Origin of the sequence: Microbacterium algihabitans (assembly GCF_032464975.1) — a bacterium.
In the GTDB taxonomy this organism is placed as follows: Bacteria; Actinomycetota; Actinomycetes; order Actinomycetales; family Microbacteriaceae; genus Microbacterium; species Microbacterium algihabitans.
In genome coordinates, this window is sequence record NZ_JAWDIU010000001.1 from 202,647 (window position 1) to 219,966 (window position 17,320).

General features: G+C 71.8%; 18 protein-coding genes and 1 pseudogene. 12 read left to right on the forward strand and 7 right to left on the reverse strand.

Annotated elements, in window-relative coordinates; translation table 11 throughout:
* Window positions 1-45: 45 nt before the first annotated feature.
* The 3 genes from RWH43_RS01025 to RWH43_RS01035 all read left to right on the forward strand — a co-directional run bounded on the left by RWH43_RS01025 (window position 46) and on the right by RWH43_RS01035 (window position 2,137).
* Window positions 46-801 carry a PspA/IM30 family protein gene (locus tag RWH43_RS01025; RefSeq protein WP_144828671.1) on the forward strand — a complete coding sequence of 252 codons (756 nt, stop codon included), beginning with the start codon at window positions 46-48 and terminating at the stop codon, window positions 799-801.
* A 71-nt stretch (window positions 802-872) separates the two neighbouring features.
* Window positions 873-1,685 (forward strand): arginase family protein, encoded by an 813-nt coding sequence (locus tag RWH43_RS01030; protein ID WP_316000437.1) that lies wholly within the window; start codon window positions 873-875, stop codon window positions 1,683-1,685.
* Window positions 1,682-2,137: a Fe-S oxidoreductase gene (locus tag RWH43_RS01035; RefSeq protein WP_316000438.1), complete on the forward strand. Its 456-nt coding sequence runs from the start codon at window positions 1,682-1,684 to the stop codon at window positions 2,135-2,137. The genes RWH43_RS01030 and RWH43_RS01035 overlap by 4 nt, the downstream gene beginning before the upstream one ends.
* 837 nt (window positions 2,138-2,974) lie before the next feature.
* Here RWH43_RS01035 and RWH43_RS01040 read toward each other — a convergent pair.
* The 3 genes from RWH43_RS01040 to RWH43_RS01050 all read right to left on the reverse strand — a co-directional run bounded on the left by RWH43_RS01040 (window position 2,975) and on the right by RWH43_RS01050 (window position 4,725).
* Window positions 2,975-3,439: an SIP domain-containing protein gene (locus RWH43_RS01040; protein WP_144828679.1), complete on the reverse strand. Its 465-nt coding sequence runs from the start codon at window positions 3,437-3,439 to the stop codon at window positions 2,975-2,977.
* A 69-nt stretch (window positions 3,440-3,508) separates the two neighbouring features.
* Window positions 3,509-4,222: a tyrosine-protein phosphatase gene (locus RWH43_RS01045; protein ID WP_316000439.1), complete on the reverse strand. Its 714-nt coding sequence runs from the start codon at window positions 4,220-4,222 to the stop codon at window positions 3,509-3,511.
* Complete coding sequence (locus tag RWH43_RS01050) at window positions 4,219-4,725, reverse strand: carboxymuconolactone decarboxylase family protein (protein ID WP_144828684.1); 507 nt, start codon at window positions 4,723-4,725, stop codon at window positions 4,219-4,221. The genes RWH43_RS01045 and RWH43_RS01050 overlap by 4 nt, the downstream gene beginning before the upstream one ends.
* A 143-nt stretch (window positions 4,726-4,868) precedes the next feature.
* On the opposite strand from RWH43_RS01050, the gene RWH43_RS01055 reads away from it, so the two are divergent.
* The 8 genes and pseudogenes from RWH43_RS01055 to RWH43_RS01090 all read left to right on the forward strand — a co-directional run bounded on the left by RWH43_RS01055 (window position 4,869) and on the right by RWH43_RS01090 (window position 12,868).
* Complete coding sequence (locus RWH43_RS01055) at window positions 4,869-5,789, forward strand: alpha/beta fold hydrolase (RefSeq protein WP_316000440.1); 921 nt, start codon at window positions 4,869-4,871, stop codon at window positions 5,787-5,789.
* 180 nt (window positions 5,790-5,969) lie between these two features.
* Window positions 5,970-7,481: an ABC transporter substrate-binding protein gene (locus RWH43_RS01060; protein WP_154095990.1), complete on the forward strand. Its 1,512-nt coding sequence runs from the start codon at window positions 5,970-5,972 to the stop codon at window positions 7,479-7,481.
* Window positions 7,478-8,428, forward strand: coding sequence for an ABC transporter permease (locus tag RWH43_RS01065; RefSeq protein ID WP_144828693.1), 951 nt, complete (start codon window positions 7,478-7,480; stop codon window positions 8,426-8,428). The genes RWH43_RS01060 and RWH43_RS01065 overlap by 4 nt, the downstream gene beginning before the upstream one ends.
* Window positions 8,425-9,294, forward strand: a complete 870-nt coding sequence (locus tag RWH43_RS01070; protein ID WP_316000441.1) for an ABC transporter permease — start codon at window positions 8,425-8,427, stop codon at window positions 9,292-9,294. The genes RWH43_RS01065 and RWH43_RS01070 overlap by 4 nt, the downstream gene beginning before the upstream one ends.
* Window positions 9,291-10,067, forward strand: a pseudogene (locus RWH43_RS01075) (ATP-binding cassette domain-containing protein); the annotation flags it as partial. The gene RWH43_RS01070 and the pseudogene RWH43_RS01075, both read left to right, overlap by 4 nt.
* Before the next feature lie 215 nt (window positions 10,068-10,282).
* Window positions 10,283-11,074, forward strand: coding sequence for an ABC transporter ATP-binding protein (locus RWH43_RS01080; protein WP_316000442.1), 792 nt, complete (start codon window positions 10,283-10,285; stop codon window positions 11,072-11,074).
* 410 nt (window positions 11,075-11,484) lie between these two features.
* On the forward strand, window positions 11,485-12,543 hold the full coding sequence (locus RWH43_RS01085) for a M4 family metallopeptidase (RefSeq protein WP_316000443.1): 1,059 nt from the start codon (window positions 11,485-11,487) through the stop codon (window positions 12,541-12,543).
* A complete protein-coding gene (locus RWH43_RS01090; protein ID WP_316000444.1) occupies window positions 12,530-12,868 on the forward strand; it encodes a protealysin inhibitor emfourin in 339 nt (112 codons plus the stop codon). Before RWH43_RS01085 ends, RWH43_RS01090 begins: the two co-directional genes overlap by 14 nt.
* Window positions 12,869-12,985: 117 nt before the next feature.
* On the opposite strand, the gene RWH43_RS01095 is transcribed toward RWH43_RS01090, so the two are convergent.
* The 3 genes from RWH43_RS01095 to RWH43_RS01105 form a co-directional block, all read right to left on the reverse strand.
* Window positions 12,986-13,600 carry a GNAT family N-acetyltransferase gene (locus RWH43_RS01095; RefSeq protein ID WP_316000445.1) on the reverse strand — a complete coding sequence of 205 codons (615 nt, stop codon included), beginning with the start codon at window positions 13,598-13,600 and terminating at the stop codon, window positions 12,986-12,988.
* Window positions 13,601-13,741: 141 nt separating this feature from the next.
* Complete coding sequence (locus RWH43_RS01100) at window positions 13,742-14,428, reverse strand: uracil-DNA glycosylase (RefSeq protein WP_316000446.1); 687 nt, start codon at window positions 14,426-14,428, stop codon at window positions 13,742-13,744.
* The gene (locus tag RWH43_RS01105; RefSeq protein WP_251504366.1) at window positions 14,425-14,910 is read right to left on the reverse strand and encodes a phosphoribosyltransferase; all 486 of its coding nucleotides are present in this window, start codon (window positions 14,908-14,910) and stop codon (window positions 14,425-14,427) included. The genes RWH43_RS01100 and RWH43_RS01105 overlap by 4 nt, the downstream gene beginning before the upstream one ends.
* A 97-nt stretch (window positions 14,911-15,007) precedes the next feature.
* On the opposite strand from RWH43_RS01105, the gene RWH43_RS01110 reads away from it, so the two are divergent.
* Window positions 15,008-16,504: an MFS transporter gene (locus RWH43_RS01110; protein WP_316000447.1), complete on the forward strand. Its 1,497-nt coding sequence runs from the start codon at window positions 15,008-15,010 to the stop codon at window positions 16,502-16,504.
* 32 nt (window positions 16,505-16,536) lie between these two features.
* Here the strand turns inward: RWH43_RS01110 and RWH43_RS01115 are convergent, their stop codons facing one another.
* Window positions 16,537-17,307, reverse strand: coding sequence for an SDR family oxidoreductase (locus RWH43_RS01115; RefSeq protein ID WP_316000448.1), 771 nt, complete (start codon window positions 17,305-17,307; stop codon window positions 16,537-16,539).
* Window positions 17,308-17,320 lie beyond the last annotated feature (13 nt).

A 17,320-nucleotide genomic window follows, 5' to 3' on the forward strand; every position in this document is an offset into this window, starting at 1 on the left:
CGCCACCAGACTCGACATCGTCGCCTTCTGAAAGGAACACCCCGCATGGCCAAGCAGTCCATCTTCGGTCGCATCTCGACCCTCGTCCGCGCGAACATCAACGCGCTCCTCGACCAGGCCGAGGACCCGCAGAAGATGCTCGACCAGCTCGTCCGCGACTACTCGAACTCGATCGCCGACGCCGAGTCGGCCATCGCCGAGACGATCGGCAACCTGCGCCTGCTCGAGCGCGACCACCAGGAGGACGTTCAGGCAGCCGCCGAATGGGGCAACAAGGCCCTCGCCGCCAGCCGCAAGGGCGACGAGCTGCGCGCCTCCGGCAACGCGAGCGAGGCCGACAAGTTCGACAACCTCGCCAAGATCGCGCTCCAGCGTCAGATCACCGCCGAGAGCGAGGCCAAGGCGGCCGAGCCGACCATCGCCTCGCAGACCGAGGTCGTCGACAAGCTCAAGGACGGCCTCAACGGCATGAAGGGCAAGCTCGAGCAGCTGCGAGGCAAGCGCAGCGAGCTGCTCGCCCGCGCCAAGGTCGCCGAGGCCCAGAACAAGGTGCACGACGCCGTCAAGTCGATCGACGTGCTCGACCCCACGAGCGAGCTCGGCCGTTTCGAAGACAAGATCCGCCGCGAGGAGGCCCTCGCCGCCGGCAAGCAGGAGCTCGCCGCCTCGAGCATCGACGCGCAGTTCAACGCCCTCGAAGACGTGGGCGAGCTCACCGAGGTCGAGGCGCGCCTCGCCGCGCTGAAGGTCGGCGGCCCCCAGCGCGCCGCGATCGACGCACCGAGCCCCGACCAGGTCTGACAGACACCCGAGAGTGCATCGCCCGGACCCCGGGCGGTGCACTCTCGTCACACGTGCGAGGGAAGCCGCCCATGACCCGATTCATCGTCGCCCCGCAGTGGCAGGGCTCGTCGTCGTCCCGCGCGATGCAGCTGATCGACGGGGCCGAGGCCGTCGCGGGCGACCTCCCCCGTGCCGCGACCACCCTGCTCGAGGCCCCGCCCGAGGCCGGCGACGCGCAGGGCTCGCGGATCCACCGCATGAGCGCTCTGGTGCGCATGCGGCAGCGCATCGAAGACGCCGTCCGCTCGGCCGACGAGACGGCGATCGTGGTCGGCGGGGACTGCGGCGTCGCCCTCGGGGCCGTCTCCGCCGTGGCCGGCGACGATCTCGCGGTCGTCTGGATCGACGCGCACCCCGACCTCAATACCCCCGACTCCTCCCCCAGCGGCGCCTTCACGGGCATGGTGCTGCGCGGCATCGTGGGCGAGGGCGAGCCGCTGCTGCGCCTCGAGCCCGGGATCGACCCCGCGCGCCTCGTGCTGGTGGCCACGCGCGCGTGGGATCCCGAAGAAGAGGCCTTCGTCGCGGCGCACGGCATCACGGTCGTCTCCGCCGACGAGCTCTCCTCCCCCGACGCCCTCGCCGACGCGGTCGCCGCGACCGGTGCCAGCCGCGTGCACGTGCACGTCGACCTCGACGCTCTCGACCCGGCCGAGATCGGCGGCGTCGCGCAGGCCGTTCCCTTCGGCGCCCGCACCGCCGACCTCGTGGCATCCATTCGTCGCCTGAAAGAGACGACGCCGCTCGCGGGAGCCACCCTGACGGAGTTCTCGCCCGCGTCGCCCGCCGCGGCCGTCGACGACCTGGGCACGATCCTGCGACTGATCGGAGCCCTCGCGTGAGCCCGATCGCCCGCCCGCCCGCCGGATGGCGCGAGCGCGCCGACAGGGCCGTGGCCCGCGGCCGGCGCTTCGACCGCTTCATCCCGGCGGCGTTGCTCGACTCCCGCGTCAGCCGGGTGGGCTACTGGTACGGCTGCACGGTCGGATGGGTGTGGGGCTCGATCTGGAGCACCGGACGCATCGAGAAGCGCCACGGGCTCTGGGTGTTCCGCGGGCTGCCGTCGTGGGCGTTCCCGCGGGGCGGCGTATGCGTGGGCGGATGCTTCCTCACCGGCGACGACCGCCCGAGCGACGCCGTGCTGGGCCACGAGGCCGTGCACAAGCGCCAGTGGCAGCGGTACGGCTTCCTCATGCCGCTGCTCTACGGGCTGGCCGGGCGCGATCCCCTTCGCAACCGCTTCGAGATCGAGGCGGGGCTCGTCGAGGGCAACTACGTACCGCGCGGGAGCTGAGCGGCCGCGCGGCACGCGACCCGCGACGCACAGGTCCCTGAGCTCGTCGAAGGCCCCGGTGCACAGGTCCCTGAGCTTGTCGAAGGGCCCGGTACCCGCGAAGGCCCCGGTGCACAGGTCCCTGAGCTTGTCGAAGGGCCCGGTACCCGCGGTTGCCCCGGTGCACAGGTCCCTGAGCTTGTCGAAGGGCCCGGTACCCGCGAAGGCCCCGACGCACAGGTCCCTGAGCTTGTCGAAGGGCCCGGTACCCGCGAAGGCCCCGACGCACAGGTCCCTGAGCTTGTCGAAGTGCCCGGTACCCGCGGTTGTCCCGGTGGCTTCGACAGGCTCAGCCACCTGGCGCAGCATAGGTCCCTGAGCTTGTCGAAGGGCCCGGTGCCCGCGGTTGTCCCGGTGGCTTCGACAGGCTCAGCCACCTCGCGCAGCATAGGTCCCTGAGCTTGTCGAAGGGCCCGGTACCCGCGGTTGCCCCGGCGGCTTCGACAAGCTCAGCCACCTCGCGCAGCAGAGGTCCCTGAGCTCGTCGAAGGGCCCGGTACCCGCGGTTGTCCCGGTGGCTTCGACTCGCTCAGCCACCTGGCGCAGCAGAGGTCCCTGAGCTTGTCGAAGGGCCCGGTACCCCCAAAGGCCCCGGTGGCTTCGACAGGCTCAGCCACCTCGCGCGGCGCACAGGTGCCTGAGCTCGTCGAAGGGCCCGTTACCCGCGAAGGCCCCGGTGCACAGGTCCCTGAGCTTGTCGAAGGGCCCGGTACCCGCGAAGGCCCCGGTGGCTTCGACAGGCTCAGCCACCTCGCGCGGTGCACAGGTCCCTGAGCTCGTCGAAGGGCCCGGTCCCCGTCAGCGGGCGGTCGAGAGACCGAAGCGCTCCGGCGTGTGGATCGCCTGCGGGTCGACGCCGTGGCGCGCGACGAGTTCGTCGACGATCTCGGCCGTGCCCAGGTAGCCGCCGAGCAGCACGACGCGGGTGGCGTCGTCGTCGCAGCAGAGCATCTCTCCGGCCCAGCCCGACACCGCACGGGTGACGGCCTCGCCCGGAGCGCAGCCGCGACCGGTGCCGGGGGCGCCGCCGCGACGCGAGCGGTCGAGCCAGCTCAGCGTCATGCGGGCGGGGGCGGCGATGCGGCCGATCCACGACTCGTCGGGCACCTCGATGAACACGCGGCCGGTCGAGCAGATCGGCAGGGTCGCGAGCAGGGCCTCGAGTTCGGCGAGCGAGTTCTCGTCGGCGGTCACGAGGTGCTGAACGCGGGTGTGCCGCGACGCGCGGCAGGCGGCGTCGTTGTGCTCGGTGGAGGTGGCCATGATGACCTCCACTATACCCGCAGTGAAGGGTTGCCTAACCTTGGTCTCGGCTGATGATCCACGCGTGGATCATGCCACCAGCACCTCGCGCAACCGCTCGAGCTCGGCATCCGTCATGCCGTGGGCGCGGAGATAGCCCGCGGGCGACCCGAACTCGCGGTCGAGGCGATCGAGCAGCGCCCGCATGGCGCGTGCGGGCGACCGCGTGGCCAGCTCGTCGGCGTACACGTTGTCGGGGTGCAGGGCGCGGATCGCGGCGCGCACACGCTCGGTGCGTGCGACCGGCAGCAACTGCTCGGTGCGCGCGTAGTCGGCGATCACGGCCTCGCGGTCGACGCCCGCCGCGGCGAGCGCCACCCCGATCGTGACTCCCGTGCGGTCTTTGCCGACGGTGCAGTGCACGAGCACGGGCTGGGCGGTCAGGATGCCGCGCACCACGGCGACCACGCGGTCGGCCGAGTCGTCGACGATGGAGGAGTAGAGCTCTTCGAGGCTGACGTCGCGCTCGAAGAACGACGCGACCGATCCCAGGAACAGCGGCTCGTGCTGCACCTCGATGGGAAGGTCGTCCAACCGGCTCGGATCGTTCGCGAGTTCGGCCTCGTCGCGCAGATCGATGATGCGGCGGATGCCGAGGGCTCGGAGATCCGCGATGCCGGTGTCGTCGACCTGCACGAGGTTGCCCGAGCGGAAGAGCACCCCCGAGCGCGTGGTGCCCTCACCTGCGGGGAGTCCTCCGACGTCGCGGAAGTTCGAGGCCCCCGAGACCAGCGAGCCGGTCATGCCGTGCCGTCCGCGTGCACGTGCGGGGCGGCACGGGCCGAGGGGCGCGGCGGCACGGGGTACCGACCGGCGATGGCGACGCGGTTGAAGGCGTTGATGGCCACGAGCACCCAGCTGAGCGCGACGTACTCCTGCTCGCTGAGGATGCCGCCTGCCTGGTCGTACACCTCGTCGGGGATGCCGTCTTCGTGGATGAAGGTGAACGACTCGGTCAGCTCCAGCGCGGCGCGCTCGCGCTCGTCGAAGACCCCCGACTCGCGCCAGGTGGCGATCTGCGCGATGACGTCGGCGTCGAGCCCGGCGGCGACCGCGGCATCGACGTGCACGCGCACGCAGTAGGCGCAGCCGTTCAGCTGCGAGGCGTGGATCTGCACGATCTCGCGCAGCCGCGCGTCGATGCCCGCCTCAGCGGCGAGGCGCCCGACGGTCGTCGAGAACGAGCGCAGCGCCGCGTAGGCCTCGGGAGCCGATTTCGACAGGTGCACGCGCCGTTCTTCGCCCATGGCCACAGCCTACGGCGACCCCGCGGGGCCGGGGCGTGGCGTTCGCCGAGTCCACGGCATCCGCTCACCCGGGGTTTCCCCCGCGGCGGTACGGCAACGCGACGGCGGTGGCGGCGGAGGCCGCGCGGTGACAGGCTGGACGGATGCCCGAGCTCGACGAGTTCTCGTTCCTTCCCGCCCAGGCCGCCGATCTCGGCCGCGAGGTCGCCGCCGTCGAACGCGTCGACCTGACCCTCGCCGACCACCGCCGGCTGAGCGCCCTGCGGTGGGGCGACGCCGATCCGACGATCACGCTGCTGCACGGGGCGGGACTCAACGCCCACACGTGGGACACGACGCTGCTGCACCTCGGCGTCCCCGCGCTCGCGCTCGACCTCCCCGGGCACGGCGACTCGTCGTGGCGCGACGACGCCGCATACGTGGCGCGCGTTCTCGCCCCCGACGTGATCGCCGCCCTCGAGGCGTGGACGAGCGGTCCGCAGGTGCTGGTCGGACACTCGCTGGGCGGCCTCACCGCCGCAGCCGTCGCCGCTGCGCGCCCCGACCTCGTGTCGCGTCTCGTGATCGTCGACATCACCCCCGGCGTCGACCCGAGCGCGGGCCCCGCGCAGATCCGCGCCTTCTTCGCGGGCCCGACCGATTGGGCCTCGCGCGACGAGCTCGTCGAGCGCGCCCTGTCGTTCGGCCTCGGCGGCTCGCGCGAGGCGGCCACGCGGGGTGTCTTCCTCAACTCGCGCGTGCGCCCCGACGGCCGCGTGGAGTGGAAGCACCACTTCGCGCACCTCGCCGCCGCCGCGGTGAACGCCGGAGCGGACCCCTCGACCCCCGATGCCGTGCGCGCGGTGCTCGCGAGCACGGGATGGGACGACCTCGAGGCCGTGCGCGCGCCCGTCACCCTCGTACGCGGCGAGCGCGGGTTCGTCACGGCACCGGATGCCGCGGACTTCGCCCGGCGCCTGCCCGGGGCGAGCATCGAGACCCTGTCGACGGGGCACAACGCCCAGGAGGAGGATCCGGCGGGTCTCGCGGAGCTCCTGCGCGGCGCGGTCGACGCGGCGCGCTGACCCCGACGCGTCGATCAGCCGGGCAGGCCGTGGGCTAGTGGACTCTGCGCCCCGCGTCACATGCCGTCGCGCACCGTCACAGACGACGGCGAGGGAATGCGGGTGAAAGTAGGCTGTTGCCACCCCTGCACGGCATCCACAGCACTCGGATGCCTTCGGCCTGCGAAAGGACACCCCGCAATGCTGCGCCGCACCGCCCTCGCCACGAGCGCGCTCCTGATCGGAGCTCTCCTGCTCACCTCGTGCACCGGCACCGACACCTCCCCCGCTCCGACGGGTGAAGCCGACCCGAACGGCACCCTCACGGTGGGGCTGAGCCTCGAGCCGACCAACCTCGACATCCGCCACACCAGCGGCGCCTCTCTTGAGCAGGCGCTCATCGACAACGTCTACCAGGGTCTTGTCACCCGCGACGGCGACGAGAACAACGCGATCGTCCCCGCCCTGTCGACCGCGTGGACGATCTCGCCCGACGGCCTCACCTACACCTTCACCCTGCGCGAGGGCGTGACCTTCCACGACGGCAGCGCGCTGACCGCCGACGACGTCGTCACGTCGCTGCAGACGACGAAGGACGACGCGACGATCCAGAACAGCGCCGACCTGGCGAACGTGGCATCCATCTCCTCCCCCGATGCCTCGACCGTCGTGGTCACCCTCGCGCAGCCGAACATCGACTTCCTGTTCGCCCTCACGGGCCGTGCGGGGCTCATCTTCAAGAACGGCGACACGACCAACTTCCAGACCTCGGCCAACGGCACGGGCCCCTTCCGCGTGGAGTCCCGCAACGTCGGCCAGAGCGTGACGCTCGCGCGCTACGACGGCTACTGGGGCGACAAGGCCGGAGTGGCCGAGGTCGTGCTCGATTACATCCCCGACCGCAACGCCGCCGTCAACGCCGCCGTCGCCGGCGATCTCGACGTCCAGCTCGAGGTCGACCCCGAGCTGCGCGGACAGATCGACGGGACGAACAACTTCACGATCGATTCCGGCCTCACCACCGACAAGGGCACGCTCGCGTTCAACAACGCCAAGGCCCCGCTCAACGATCAGCGCGTGCGCGAGGCGCTGCGCCTGGCGATCGACCACGACGCGCTGATCCAGACGCTCGGGTCGGGCGAGACCCTGTCGGGCCCGATCCCGCCGCTCGACCCCGGGTACGAAGACCTCTCGGGCAGCATCTCGTACAACCCCGACCGCGCACGCGAGCTGCTCGCGCAGGCCGGCGCCGAGAACCTCAACCTCACGCTGACGATCCCCAACGTCTACCCCGGCGCGATCTCGACCTTCCTCGTGTCGTCGTTCGCCGACGTGGGCGTCACCCTGCAGGTCAAGCAGGTCGACTTCTCGGCCTGGCTGCAGGACGTCTACCAGAACAAGGACTACGACCTCAGCTTCGTGCGCCACGTCGAGGCCCGCGACTTCGGCAACTGGGCGAACCCCTCGTACTACTTCGGCTACGACAACGCCGAGGTGCAGGGTCTCTACGCCCAGGCGCTGGCGACCACCGACGAGCAGCAGTCGTCCGACCTGCTCGCCGAGGCCGCGCGCATCGTGAGCGACGACGACGCCGCCGACTGGCTGTTCCTGTCGACGCCGCTCACCGCGGTCGGCACGAACGTGGCGAACTTCCCGAAGAACTCCCTCAACGTGCGACTGCCGCTGTCGGCTGTGACGGTCGCGTCGGAGTGATCCGTTACGCGCTGACACGGCTGGGCCTGCTCGTTCTGGGCCTGGCCGTGGCCAGCGTGCTGATCTTCGTCTCGCTGCGGGTGCTCCCCGGCGACGTCGCGCAGGTGATCGCCGGAACGCAGGCCACCCCCGAGCAGATCGCCGCCCTGCGCGCGAGCCTCGGACTCGACGCTCCCCTGTGGACGCAGTACGCCGACTGGATCGGCGGTCTGCTGCGCGGCGACCTCGGCACCTCTCTGCTCACGGGGACGTCGGTGAGCGCCGAGCTGATCGACAAGGCACGGGTCACCGTGCCCCTGTCGATCATGTCGCTGACGATCGCGCTGCTGATCGGCATTCCGTTCGGTGTGCTCTCCGCCCTCGGGCGCCGGCGTGCGGCGGGGGCAGCGCTCAGCGTCGCCGCGCAGGCGCTCGCGGCGGTGCCGGTGGTGTGGGCGGGACTCATGCTCGTGGTGGTGTTCGCCGTGGGGCTCGGGTGGTTGCCACCCCAGGGTTTCCCGCGCGCCGGCTGGAACGACCCCGCCGCCGCATTCCGCGCGCTCGTGCTGCCCGCGCTGACGATCGGCGTGATCGAGGGGGCCATGCTGCTGCGGTTCGTGCGCAGCGCGACCCTGCAGGCGATCGGCCAGGACTATGTGCGCACCGCCGCCGCCAAAGGCCTGACCCGCACGCGCGCGCTGCTCAGCCACGGTCTGCCCAACGTGGGCCTCTCGGTCATCACGGTGCTGGGGCTGCAGATCGCCGGGATCATCGTGGGAGCCGTCGTCATCGAGCAGCTCTTCACGCTCCCGGGCGTGGGCCGCATGCTCGTCACCGACGTCGCCTCGCGCGACCTGCCCAAGGTGCAGGGCGAGCTTCTCGCGGTGACCGGCTTCGTGCTCATCGTGGGCTTCGTGGTCGACCTCGCGCATCGCCTGATCGACCCTCGACAGCGGGAGGCCGAGTGAACACCCTGAAACGCCTCTGGGGGCTGGGCACCGGCCGCTTCGGTCTCGTCATCGTGCTGCTCGTGCTGCTCGCCGCCGCGGTCTCGCTGGTGTGGACGCCGTTCGACCCCGCCGCCGTCGACGCCCGCGCGCGGTGGACGGATCCCTCGTGGCCCCACGTGCTGGGCACCGACGACAGCGGCCGCGACATCGCAAGCCTCCTGCTCGCCGGCGCCCGCACGACGGTGGTCGTCGCGGTCGGGGCGGGGGTCGTGGCATCCGTCATCGGCATCGCCCTCGGCGCCCTCGGCGCCCTCACGACCCGGTGGGTGCGCGAGAGCGTCTCGGTGCTCGTCGACATCCTCATCGCCTTCCCGGTGCTGATCATCGCGATGATGATCTCGGCCGTGTGGGGCGGGTCGCTGTTCGTGGTCATCTGGTCGGTGGGCATCGGGTTCGGCGTCAACGTCGCCCGCGTCACCCGGCCCGAGCTGCGCCGCGTACTGCACAGCGACTTCGTGCTCGCCGGGCGGGCCAGCGGGCTCCCGACCTGGCAGAACCTCACGCGGCACCTGCTGCCCAACGTCGCGCCCGTGTTCATCGTGCAGCTGTCGTGGGGCATGGCCGTGGCCGTGCTCGCCGAGGCGGGACTGTCGTACCTCGGGTTCGGCGCCCCCGTCACGCAGCCGTCGTGGGGCGTGCTGCTGAACAGCCTGCAGCCCTACATCGCCGTGCACCCGCTCACGGTGGTGTGGCCGGGGCTGGCGATCACCCTGACCGTGCTCGGACTCAACCTGCTGGGCGACGCCCTGCGCGAGGCGGCCGACCCGACGCTCGCCGAGCGCGCGCCGTCGGCACGGACGCATGTTCCGGGGGTGGTCGCATGAGCCTCGAGGTGACCGACCTGCGCATCGAGATCGGCGGCCGGGCCGTCGTCGACGGCATCTCGTTCGCGGTGCCCGACGGCGCACGCGTGGGGCTCATCGGCGAATCGGGCTCGGGCAAGTCGCTGACGGCCCTCGCCATCCTCGGGTTGCTGCCCGACGGGGCCGTGGCCTCCGGCAGCGTGCGGTGGAACGACCGCGAGATCCTCGGACTCCCCGACCGCGAGCTCGCGCGCCTGCGTGGCGACGACATCGGCATCGTCTTCCAGGAGCCCCGCACGGCCCTCAACCCCATCCGCACGGTGGGTCGCCAGATCGGCGAGTCGGTGCGGATCCACGAGAAGGTGTCGAAGCGCGAGGCCCTCGCCCGCGCGGTCGCCGAGGCCGAGCGCGTGGCCCTCCCCGACCCCGAACACCTCGTCTCGCGCTACCCGCACCAGCTTTCCGGCGGCCAGCGCCAGCGCGTCGCGATCGCGATGGCCCTCGCGTGCCGCCCGCGCCTGCTCATCGCCGACGAGCCGACCACCGCCCTCGACGTCACGATCCAAGCCGGGATCCTCTCGCTGCTGCGCTCCCTCGTGCACGACGCCGGCATGTCGCTGGTGTTCATCACGCACGACCTCGCGGTGCTCGCGCAGGTGGCCACACATGCCGTCGTGCTCGAGCACGGCCGCGTCGTCGAACAGGGCGCCGTCGAAGAACTGCTGCGCGCGCCGTCGTCGCCCGTCACGCAGGCCCTGCTGCGCGATGCGACCGCGACGCTGTGGCATCCGGAAACCGGAACTCCCACCGCGATCCCGGATGCCGCGACGCCCCGGCCGGCGCAGGGCTCGGGCGAACGGCATCCGGAATCGACCCCGGATGCCGCGGCACAGGGCTCCGCGCCGGATGCAGGCGCCGGTCGGCCCGACGCGACCCCGGCGGGTCCGGCCGACGCGCGGGATGCTGGCCGGCGGCCGCCCGAGACCGGGCCGGACGAGGAGGACACGCCGTGAGCGAGACGCTGATCCGCGCGCGGGGACTCTCGCGCACCTACCCCGCGCCGCGCGGCAGAGGATTCGGCCGCCCCGAGCGCACCGTCGGGCTGAGCGACGTCGACGTCTCGGTGCGGGAAGGCTCCGCCGTCGGGATCATCGGCGAATCGGGCTCGGGCAAGTCGACGCTCGTGCGCCTGCTGCTCGGACTCGACGTGCCCACCGCCGGCACCATCGAGGTCGAGGGGCGCCCCGTGGATGCGCGCGGATCGGCGCGCTCGCTGCACTGGCTGCGCCGCACGGCCGGCATCGTGTTCCAAGATCCGTACGCCTCGCTCGACCCGCGCATGAACGTCGAGCGCATCGTCGGCGAGCCGCTGTGGGCGCTCGGGATCGAGGGCGACCGCCGTGCCCGCGTGCACGAGGTGCTCGAGCAGGTGGGCCTCGAGGCCGACATGGCCGCGCGCTTCCCGCACGAGTTCTCGGGCGGTCAGCGTCAGCGCATCGCCCTGGCGCGCGCGATCGTGCATCGGCCGCGGGTCCTCGTCGGCGACGAGCCGCTGTCGGCCCTCGACGTCACCGTGCGCGCGCAGATCCTGCGCCTGCTGGCGCGGCTGCGCACCGAGGAGCAGCTCACGCTCGTGCTCGTCTCGCACGACATCGGCGTGGTGCAGAACGTGTGCGACCAGGTCGTCGTGATGAAAGACGGCCGAATCGTCGAGCAGGGGCCCACCGAGAAGGTGCTGCTGCAACCGCAGGCGGCGTACACGCGGCAGTTGCTGGCATCGATTCCGACGCTGCCCGCCTGACGCTCCGCCGCGGGTGGTGGCACCGGCGCTGCCGGGACTGACGCTACCGGCACTGACGCTGCCGGGATCGGCGCGGGGGCCGCGGTCGCCGCGAGGTGCCGGTCACGAGAACAGGAAGACGTCACCGGAACAGGCCGTTTCGGCACGGATCGTCCTGTTCTGGTGGCAATTCCTGTTCTGGTGGCATCTCCTGTTCTCATGACGGATGCCGGCGGGACGGCGGTCCCGTGTGCCGTCGCCACGAGAACAGGAAGACGTCACCGGAACAGGCCGTTTCGGCGCGGATCGTCCTGTTCTCGGCGCCCTTCCTGTTCTGGTGCCGGATGCCGGTGGCCCGGCCGTTCGGGACAGTCGCGCACGCGCCGATCAAGGGATCCCGCGATGTCGGAGGTCGGCGCTACCCTCGGCGCATGACCCCCGGTATCGTCCCCCCGTTCCTGCTCGACCGACTCGCCTCCACCGATGACCCGCGCATGGCCCGGGCCGCCGAAGCGGCCCGGAAGACCCTCGCCGTGCCGCGCCCGGCACGACCGACACGGTCGCGCCTGCGACTGTCGATCGAGGGCGACACCCTCGTGGCCGAGACCGGGCCGGCGCCCGATCGCATCATCTCCGACGCGGCGAACACCGAGAACCTGCCGGGCCGTCGCGTGCGCAGCGAAGACGACGCCCCCTCGGGCGACGTCGCCGTCGACGAGGCCTACGACGGCCTCGGCGAGACCTACGACTTCTTCTGGGACGCCTTCGCCCGCGACGGCATCGACGCCGCCGGCGGGTCGCTGCTGGCCACGGTGCACTTCGGCGACGACTACGACAACGCGTTCTGGAACGGCGAGCGCATGGTCTTCGGCGACGGCGACGGCGACGTGTTCGTCGGGTTCACGCGGTCGCTCAGCGTGATCGCGCACGAGCTCGGCCATGGGGTCACCGAGGCCTCCGGCGGGCTCGAGTACCAGGGGCAGTCGGGCGCGCTCAACGAGTCGCTGTCCGACGTGTTCGGCGCCCTCGCCGAACAGCATCACCTCCGCCAGAGCGCCGATGAGGCGTCGTGGCTCATCGGCGAGGGCATCTTCGCCGCCGCCGTGCAGGGCGAGGCCCTGCGCTCGATGAAGGCGCCGGGCACCGCCTACGACGACGATGTGCTCGGCAAAGACCCGCAGCCGGCGCACATGCGCGACTACGTCGAGACGAGCGACGACAACGGCGGGGTGCACATCAACTCCGGCATTCCGAACAAGGCCTTCTACCTCGCCGCCACCGCGCTCGGCGGGTTCGCGTGGGAGCGCGCCGGCCTCATCTGGTACCGCACGATCACCGCCGGCACGCTGTCGCCCACCGCCGACTTCTCGGCGTTCGCGACCGCCACCCTGTCGGCCGCGGCTAGCGAGTACGGTGAGAAGTCGGAGGAGGTCGCCGCCGTCCGCGCCGCGTGGGCCGGGGTCGGCGTCGAGGAGGATGCCGCAGCCTGACACCGAAGACGACACCGAGAGCGCGGGGCGCTTCGTCGTCATCGTCGTGCGCTCGGGCGGTCTCGCGGGTCTGACGAAGCAGTGGCGGGCCGAGCCCGACCCCGAGGGTGCCCCGCATTGGCGCGCGCTGGTCGAGAGCTGCCCGTGGGACGCCGCCGCCGAGCCCTCCCCCGGAGCCGACCGCTACAGCTGGCGCATCGAGGTGCACCACGGAAACAAGGCCGTGCACGAGGCACGCCTCGGCGACACCCAGGTCGCGGGCCCCTGGCGCGCGCTCGTCGACGAGGTGCGCCGCGCCGCGCCCGCGACACCGGTCCGGCGGTAGCCGGCGGTTCAGCCACCTCGCATCAGAAGTCCCGGAGTGTGTCGGAGGGGCCGGCACCCGCCCGGCGACCGGCGGCGTCGACAGGCTCAGCCACCTCGCGCGCGGCTGCGAAGCGCGTCAGCCGAACAACCGCCGACGGGGCTTCTTTTTCGACGGGATGCTCTTCTGCAGGTACACCACGCCCAGCCAGCGCCCGAACTTGAAGCCGACGCGTCCCATGCGTCCGACCTCGGTGAAGCCGAGCTTCTCGTGCAGGGCGATCGAGGCGTCGGCGCCCTTGTCGCTGATCGCGGCGACCATCTCGCGGATGCCGAGCTCCTGGCAGGCCGCCAGCAACGCCTCGAGCAACGCGCGACCGAGCCCCTTGCCCGCGGCCGCCTGACCGAGGTAGATCGAGTTCTCGACCGTGTAGCGGTACGCCGACTTGGACTGCCACGGCTGCACGAGGGCGTACCCCAGGATCTGTCCGCTCGGCGACTGCGCCACGAGGAACGGCAACCCGAGCTTGTCGAGCGTGGCGTACTTGTCGCGCCACTTCGCGATCGACCACGCCTTCTCGTCGAAGGTCACCACGGAGTTGCGCACGTAGTAGTTGTAGATCTCGCGGATGTCGGGGATGTCGGCGGGAGCGGCCGGACGGATCTCGTACGAGAACGGACGCTCGGGCGCGGGCGTCTTGCGCAGGTGCGCCGGCAGACGGCGACGGCTCTTCTCGTACTCCTCTTCCAGCACCCCGCCACTCTACGGGCGTCGCCGTTTCACGCGTATGACGTCGCGCGTGCGGCGACGAGGCCGGATGCCGGGACCCCGACCCGACGAGTCGGTCGCGGCCCGCGGCATCCGCTCGCTCCGATCAGGGCGTCGCAGCGCCGCTCACGCCGGAATCCGCCAGTCGACCGGGTCGGCACCCTGCTCCTCCAGCAGCGCGTTGACGCGCGAGAAGGGACGGGAGCCGAAGAAGCCGCGGCTGGCCGACAGCGGCGAGGGATGCGGAGACGAGACGATCGCGGTGTCGCCGAGCAAGGGCGCGAGCCCCTGGGCGTCCTTGCCCCACAGCACTGCCACGAGCGGGGCGTCGCGCGCGACGAGGCAGCGGATCGCGTGCTCGGTCACGCGCTCCCACCCCCAGCCGCGATGCGAGGCCGGGGCGCCGGGCGCCACGGTGAGCACGCGGTTCAGCAGCATGACCCCCTGCGCCGACCAGGCCGAGAGGTCGCCGTGCGCGGCGGGGGCGATCCCGAGATCGTCGGAGAGCTCGCGGTAGATGTTCGACAGGCTGCGCGGCAGCGGACGCACGTGCGGATCGACCGCGAACGACAGGCCGATGGGGTGCCCGGGCGTGGGATACGGGTCCTGACCCACGATGAGCACGCGCACCGCCTCGAGCGGCGTGCGGAACGCGCGCAGCACGAGGTCGCCGGCCGGAAGATACGGCGCGCCCTCCGAGCGGAGCCTCTCGCCGAGCGCGGCGATGTCGGCGGCCACGGGTTCGAGGGGCTGCACCCACGAGCGATCGATCAGACCGGCATCCGCCAACTCGGTCAGCGTCTTGGCGCTCACGCCGCGTCTTCCTCCCGCACGGAGCCGAGGTGCGACCAGGGGAATTCGATCCACAGCGAGGTGTCTCGCCACGAGAAATCGGGCGCGATGATCGTCGTGGGCTTGGTGTAGATCACCGCGGAGCGGACGTCCGCCCCGTGACGGTTCAGCAGCTTGACGGCAAGATCGAGTGTGCGGCCGCTGTCGGCGACATCGTCGACGAGCAGTACGCGCCGGCCGGAGAGGTAGGTCAGATCGAGGGCGGGCGGGAGCACCTCCGGGGCGTCGAGCACGGTGCCGACACCGGTGTAGAACTCCACGTTCAGCGCTCCGCAGTTCTTCGCGCCGAGGCCGTAGGCGATCGCGCCTCCCGGGAGGAGTCCGCCGCGTGCGATGGCGACCACCACCTCGGGCTCGAACCCGTCCGCGACGATCGCGCGCGAGATGTCTCTCGTGGCGGCACCGAACTCGTCCCAACTCAACCGTTCGCGTTCCTCAGCCACGCGGGCCCCTCTCGTCGTCTCCGCTCACTTTAGAGCCCCGTCGAGACCCCTCCGCACGGCGTCCGACGCCGTCGCCGGGCGGTGCTACTCTCGCGCCATGTCGCGCGCTTCCGGCGCGGTCTCACGGGTGCGGTCGTCCGCGCTGGGCGTGACCGCGGGCTTGATCGGTTGGTTCGTGCTGGTGGAGCTCGCCAGCGGGATCCTTCAGGGTTTCTACATCCCCCTGCTGCCCGACATCGTGACGCACCTCGGCATCCGCGACGCCGACGTCAACTGGTTCGAGGCGGCGCAGCTGCTGCTGGGAGCTCTCGTGCTGCCCGTGCTCGCCAAGCTCGGCGACATGTTCGGACACAAGCGGATCCTGCTCTTCTCCGCGATCGCCACGGCGGCGGCGAGTTGGGCGCTGGTGTTCGCCGACTCGTTCGCGACCTTCCTCGTCGCGTGGGCGTTCCAGGGGCTGTACATCGTGTGGCTGCCCCTGGAGATCGCGTTGATCTTCGATCGCGGTCGACGGCAGGAACGAGGAGTCTCGCAGACCCGCCGCGCCGCGGGCCTCCTGGTCGTCGGGCTTCAGCTCGGCGGCATCGTCGGGGCGCTCATCGCCGGTCGTGTCTTCGCCGCCACCGGGGGCGACCTGAAGCTGTCGCTGATCATCCCGCCCGTCGTCGTCACCCTCGTCTGTCTCGCCATCTGGCTGGGCGTGCCGGAATCCGAGCGTGTGGTCGGGGAGCGTCGACTCGACGTGCGCGGGTTCGTCATCCTCGCCGGGGCCCTGCTGTTCATCACGGGCGCCCTCTCGTTCGTCCGCCTTCCCGCCGGCCCCGGCCCCGTCGTCATCGTCGGGCTGCTGATCGTCGGCGTGATCCTGGGCATCGTCTTCGTGCGGTTCGAGCTGCGGCAACGCGATCCCGCGATCGACATCCGCATGCTCCGACGCCCCGAGATGTGGCCCGTGCAAGCCACCTCCTTCCTCGTCGGCATCAGCCTGCTCGGCGCCCAGGGGCCGCTCGTCACGTATGCCGGCACCGACCCTTCCCTCGGCTACGGACTCGGACTCGACGCAACGCAGCGATCGAACGTCGTCGGCGCCTACCTGCTCTCGCTGATCGTCGGGGCGGTGCTGTTCACCGTCACCTCCCGCCGAGCCAGCCCCCGCGTCGTGCTCATCGGTGCAGCCGCTCTCGTCGGCATCGGGTATGCGCTCCTCCTGCCGCTGCACGACGAGCTGTGGCAATTCCTCGCCAGCCTGTCGATCGCCGGGATCGGCGCCGGTGCGCTCGTCGCCGCGATGCCCGCCGCCGCGGCCGCGGCCGCACCGCGCGGGCAGACCGGCGTCGCCTCGGCGACGACGAACACCACCAAGACCATCGGCGGCACCATGTCGTCGGCGATCTTCGGCGTGGTGCTGGCCGGCGGCGCGGGCACAGCGCTGGGCGCGGCCGCCCCCTTCGCGGGGTACGTCGCGGTGTGGGTCATCTGCAGCGCGGGAGGCGTGCTGGCCGCGGTGCTGCTGTTCTTCGTGCCGAAGGTGGCGTTCGCGGATGCCGCCGAAGCCCAGGTCGCAGCCACCGCAGCCCGCGGCGACGTGGCCTGAGCCCGCGGCATCCGCCCCCGAACGGCGAGCGGTCAGCGGGTCTTCAGCGGGCCCCGCGCCAGCAGGTGCTGCGCCGACTGCGCGACGGGACGCACCGTGACCAGGTCGAGGTTGACGTGGCCCGGCGCGTCGAGCGCGTAGGCGATCACGTCGGCCACGTCATGGGCCGACAGGGGCGCCTCGACGCCCTCGTAGAGCTTGTCGGCGGCGTCCTTGTCTCCGCCGAGGCGGTTGAGCGTGAACTCCTCGGTGCGCACCATGCCCGGGGCGATCTCGATCACGCGGAGGGGTTCGCCGTTGAGCTCCTGACGCAGCGCGTGCACGAGCATCGCCTCACCGGCCTTCGCGGCGTTGTACCCGCCGCCGCCGGGGTAGGCCGTCTGCGCAGCCGTCGAGGTGACGAAGAGCAGGTCGGCGTGGCCCTCGTCGTCGGCCGCGCGGCGCAGCTGCGGGAGGAGGGCGGCGGTCAGTCGCTGGCTCGAGAGCACGTTCGCCTCGAACATCCAGCGCCAGTCGTCGGCCGCGCCGTCTTCGATGCGGTCGCTGCCGCGCGCGCCGCCGGCGACGTGCACGAGGGCGTCGACGCCGCCCGTCTCGTCGAGCCACGCCGCGAGCGAGGCGACGGCGTCGGCGTCGGTGAGGTCGGCCGCGTGAGCCACGATGCCGGTCTCGGCCGCGAGCGCGTCGAGACGCTCGGCCCGACGGGCGACGCCCACGACCTCCCATCCGCGCTCGCGGAGCAGGCGTGCGGTCGCCTCTCCGATTCCCGAACTGGCCCCGGTCACCACTGCACGTCGCGTCATGGCATCCACGCTA

Coding starts and splice junctions, on each gene's coding strand:
- RWH43_RS01115 (WP_316000448.1), bottom strand. CDS start 17,307: ATGACGCGACGTGCAGTGGTGACCGGGGCCAGTTCGGGAATCGGAGAG.
- RWH43_RS01050 (WP_144828684.1), bottom strand. CDS start 4,725: ATGGGCGAAGAACGGCGCGTGCACCTGTCGAAATCGGCTCCCGAGGCC.
- RWH43_RS01025 (WP_144828671.1), top strand. CDS start 46: ATGGCCAAGCAGTCCATCTTCGGTCGCATCTCGACCCTCGTCCGCGCG.
- RWH43_RS01040 (WP_144828679.1), bottom strand. CDS start 3,439: ATGGCCACCTCCACCGAGCACAACGACGCCGCCTGCCGCGCGTCGCGG.
- RWH43_RS01045 (WP_316000439.1), bottom strand. CDS start 4,222: ATGACCGGCTCGCTGGTCTCGGGGGCCTCGAACTTCCGCGACGTCGGA.
- RWH43_RS01085 (WP_316000443.1), top strand. CDS start 11,485: ATGACCCCCGGTATCGTCCCCCCGTTCCTGCTCGACCGACTCGCCTCC.
- RWH43_RS01030 (WP_316000437.1), top strand. CDS start 873: ATGACCCGATTCATCGTCGCCCCGCAGTGGCAGGGCTCGTCGTCGTCC.
- RWH43_RS01090 (WP_316000444.1), top strand. CDS start 12,530: ATGCCGCAGCCTGACACCGAAGACGACACCGAGAGCGCGGGGCGCTTC.
- RWH43_RS01055 (WP_316000440.1), top strand. CDS start 4,869: ATGCCCGAGCTCGACGAGTTCTCGTTCCTTCCCGCCCAGGCCGCCGAT.
- RWH43_RS01060 (WP_154095990.1), top strand. CDS start 5,970: ATGCTGCGCCGCACCGCCCTCGCCACGAGCGCGCTCCTGATCGGAGCT.
- RWH43_RS01110 (WP_316000447.1), top strand. CDS start 15,008: ATGTCGCGCGCTTCCGGCGCGGTCTCACGGGTGCGGTCGTCCGCGCTG.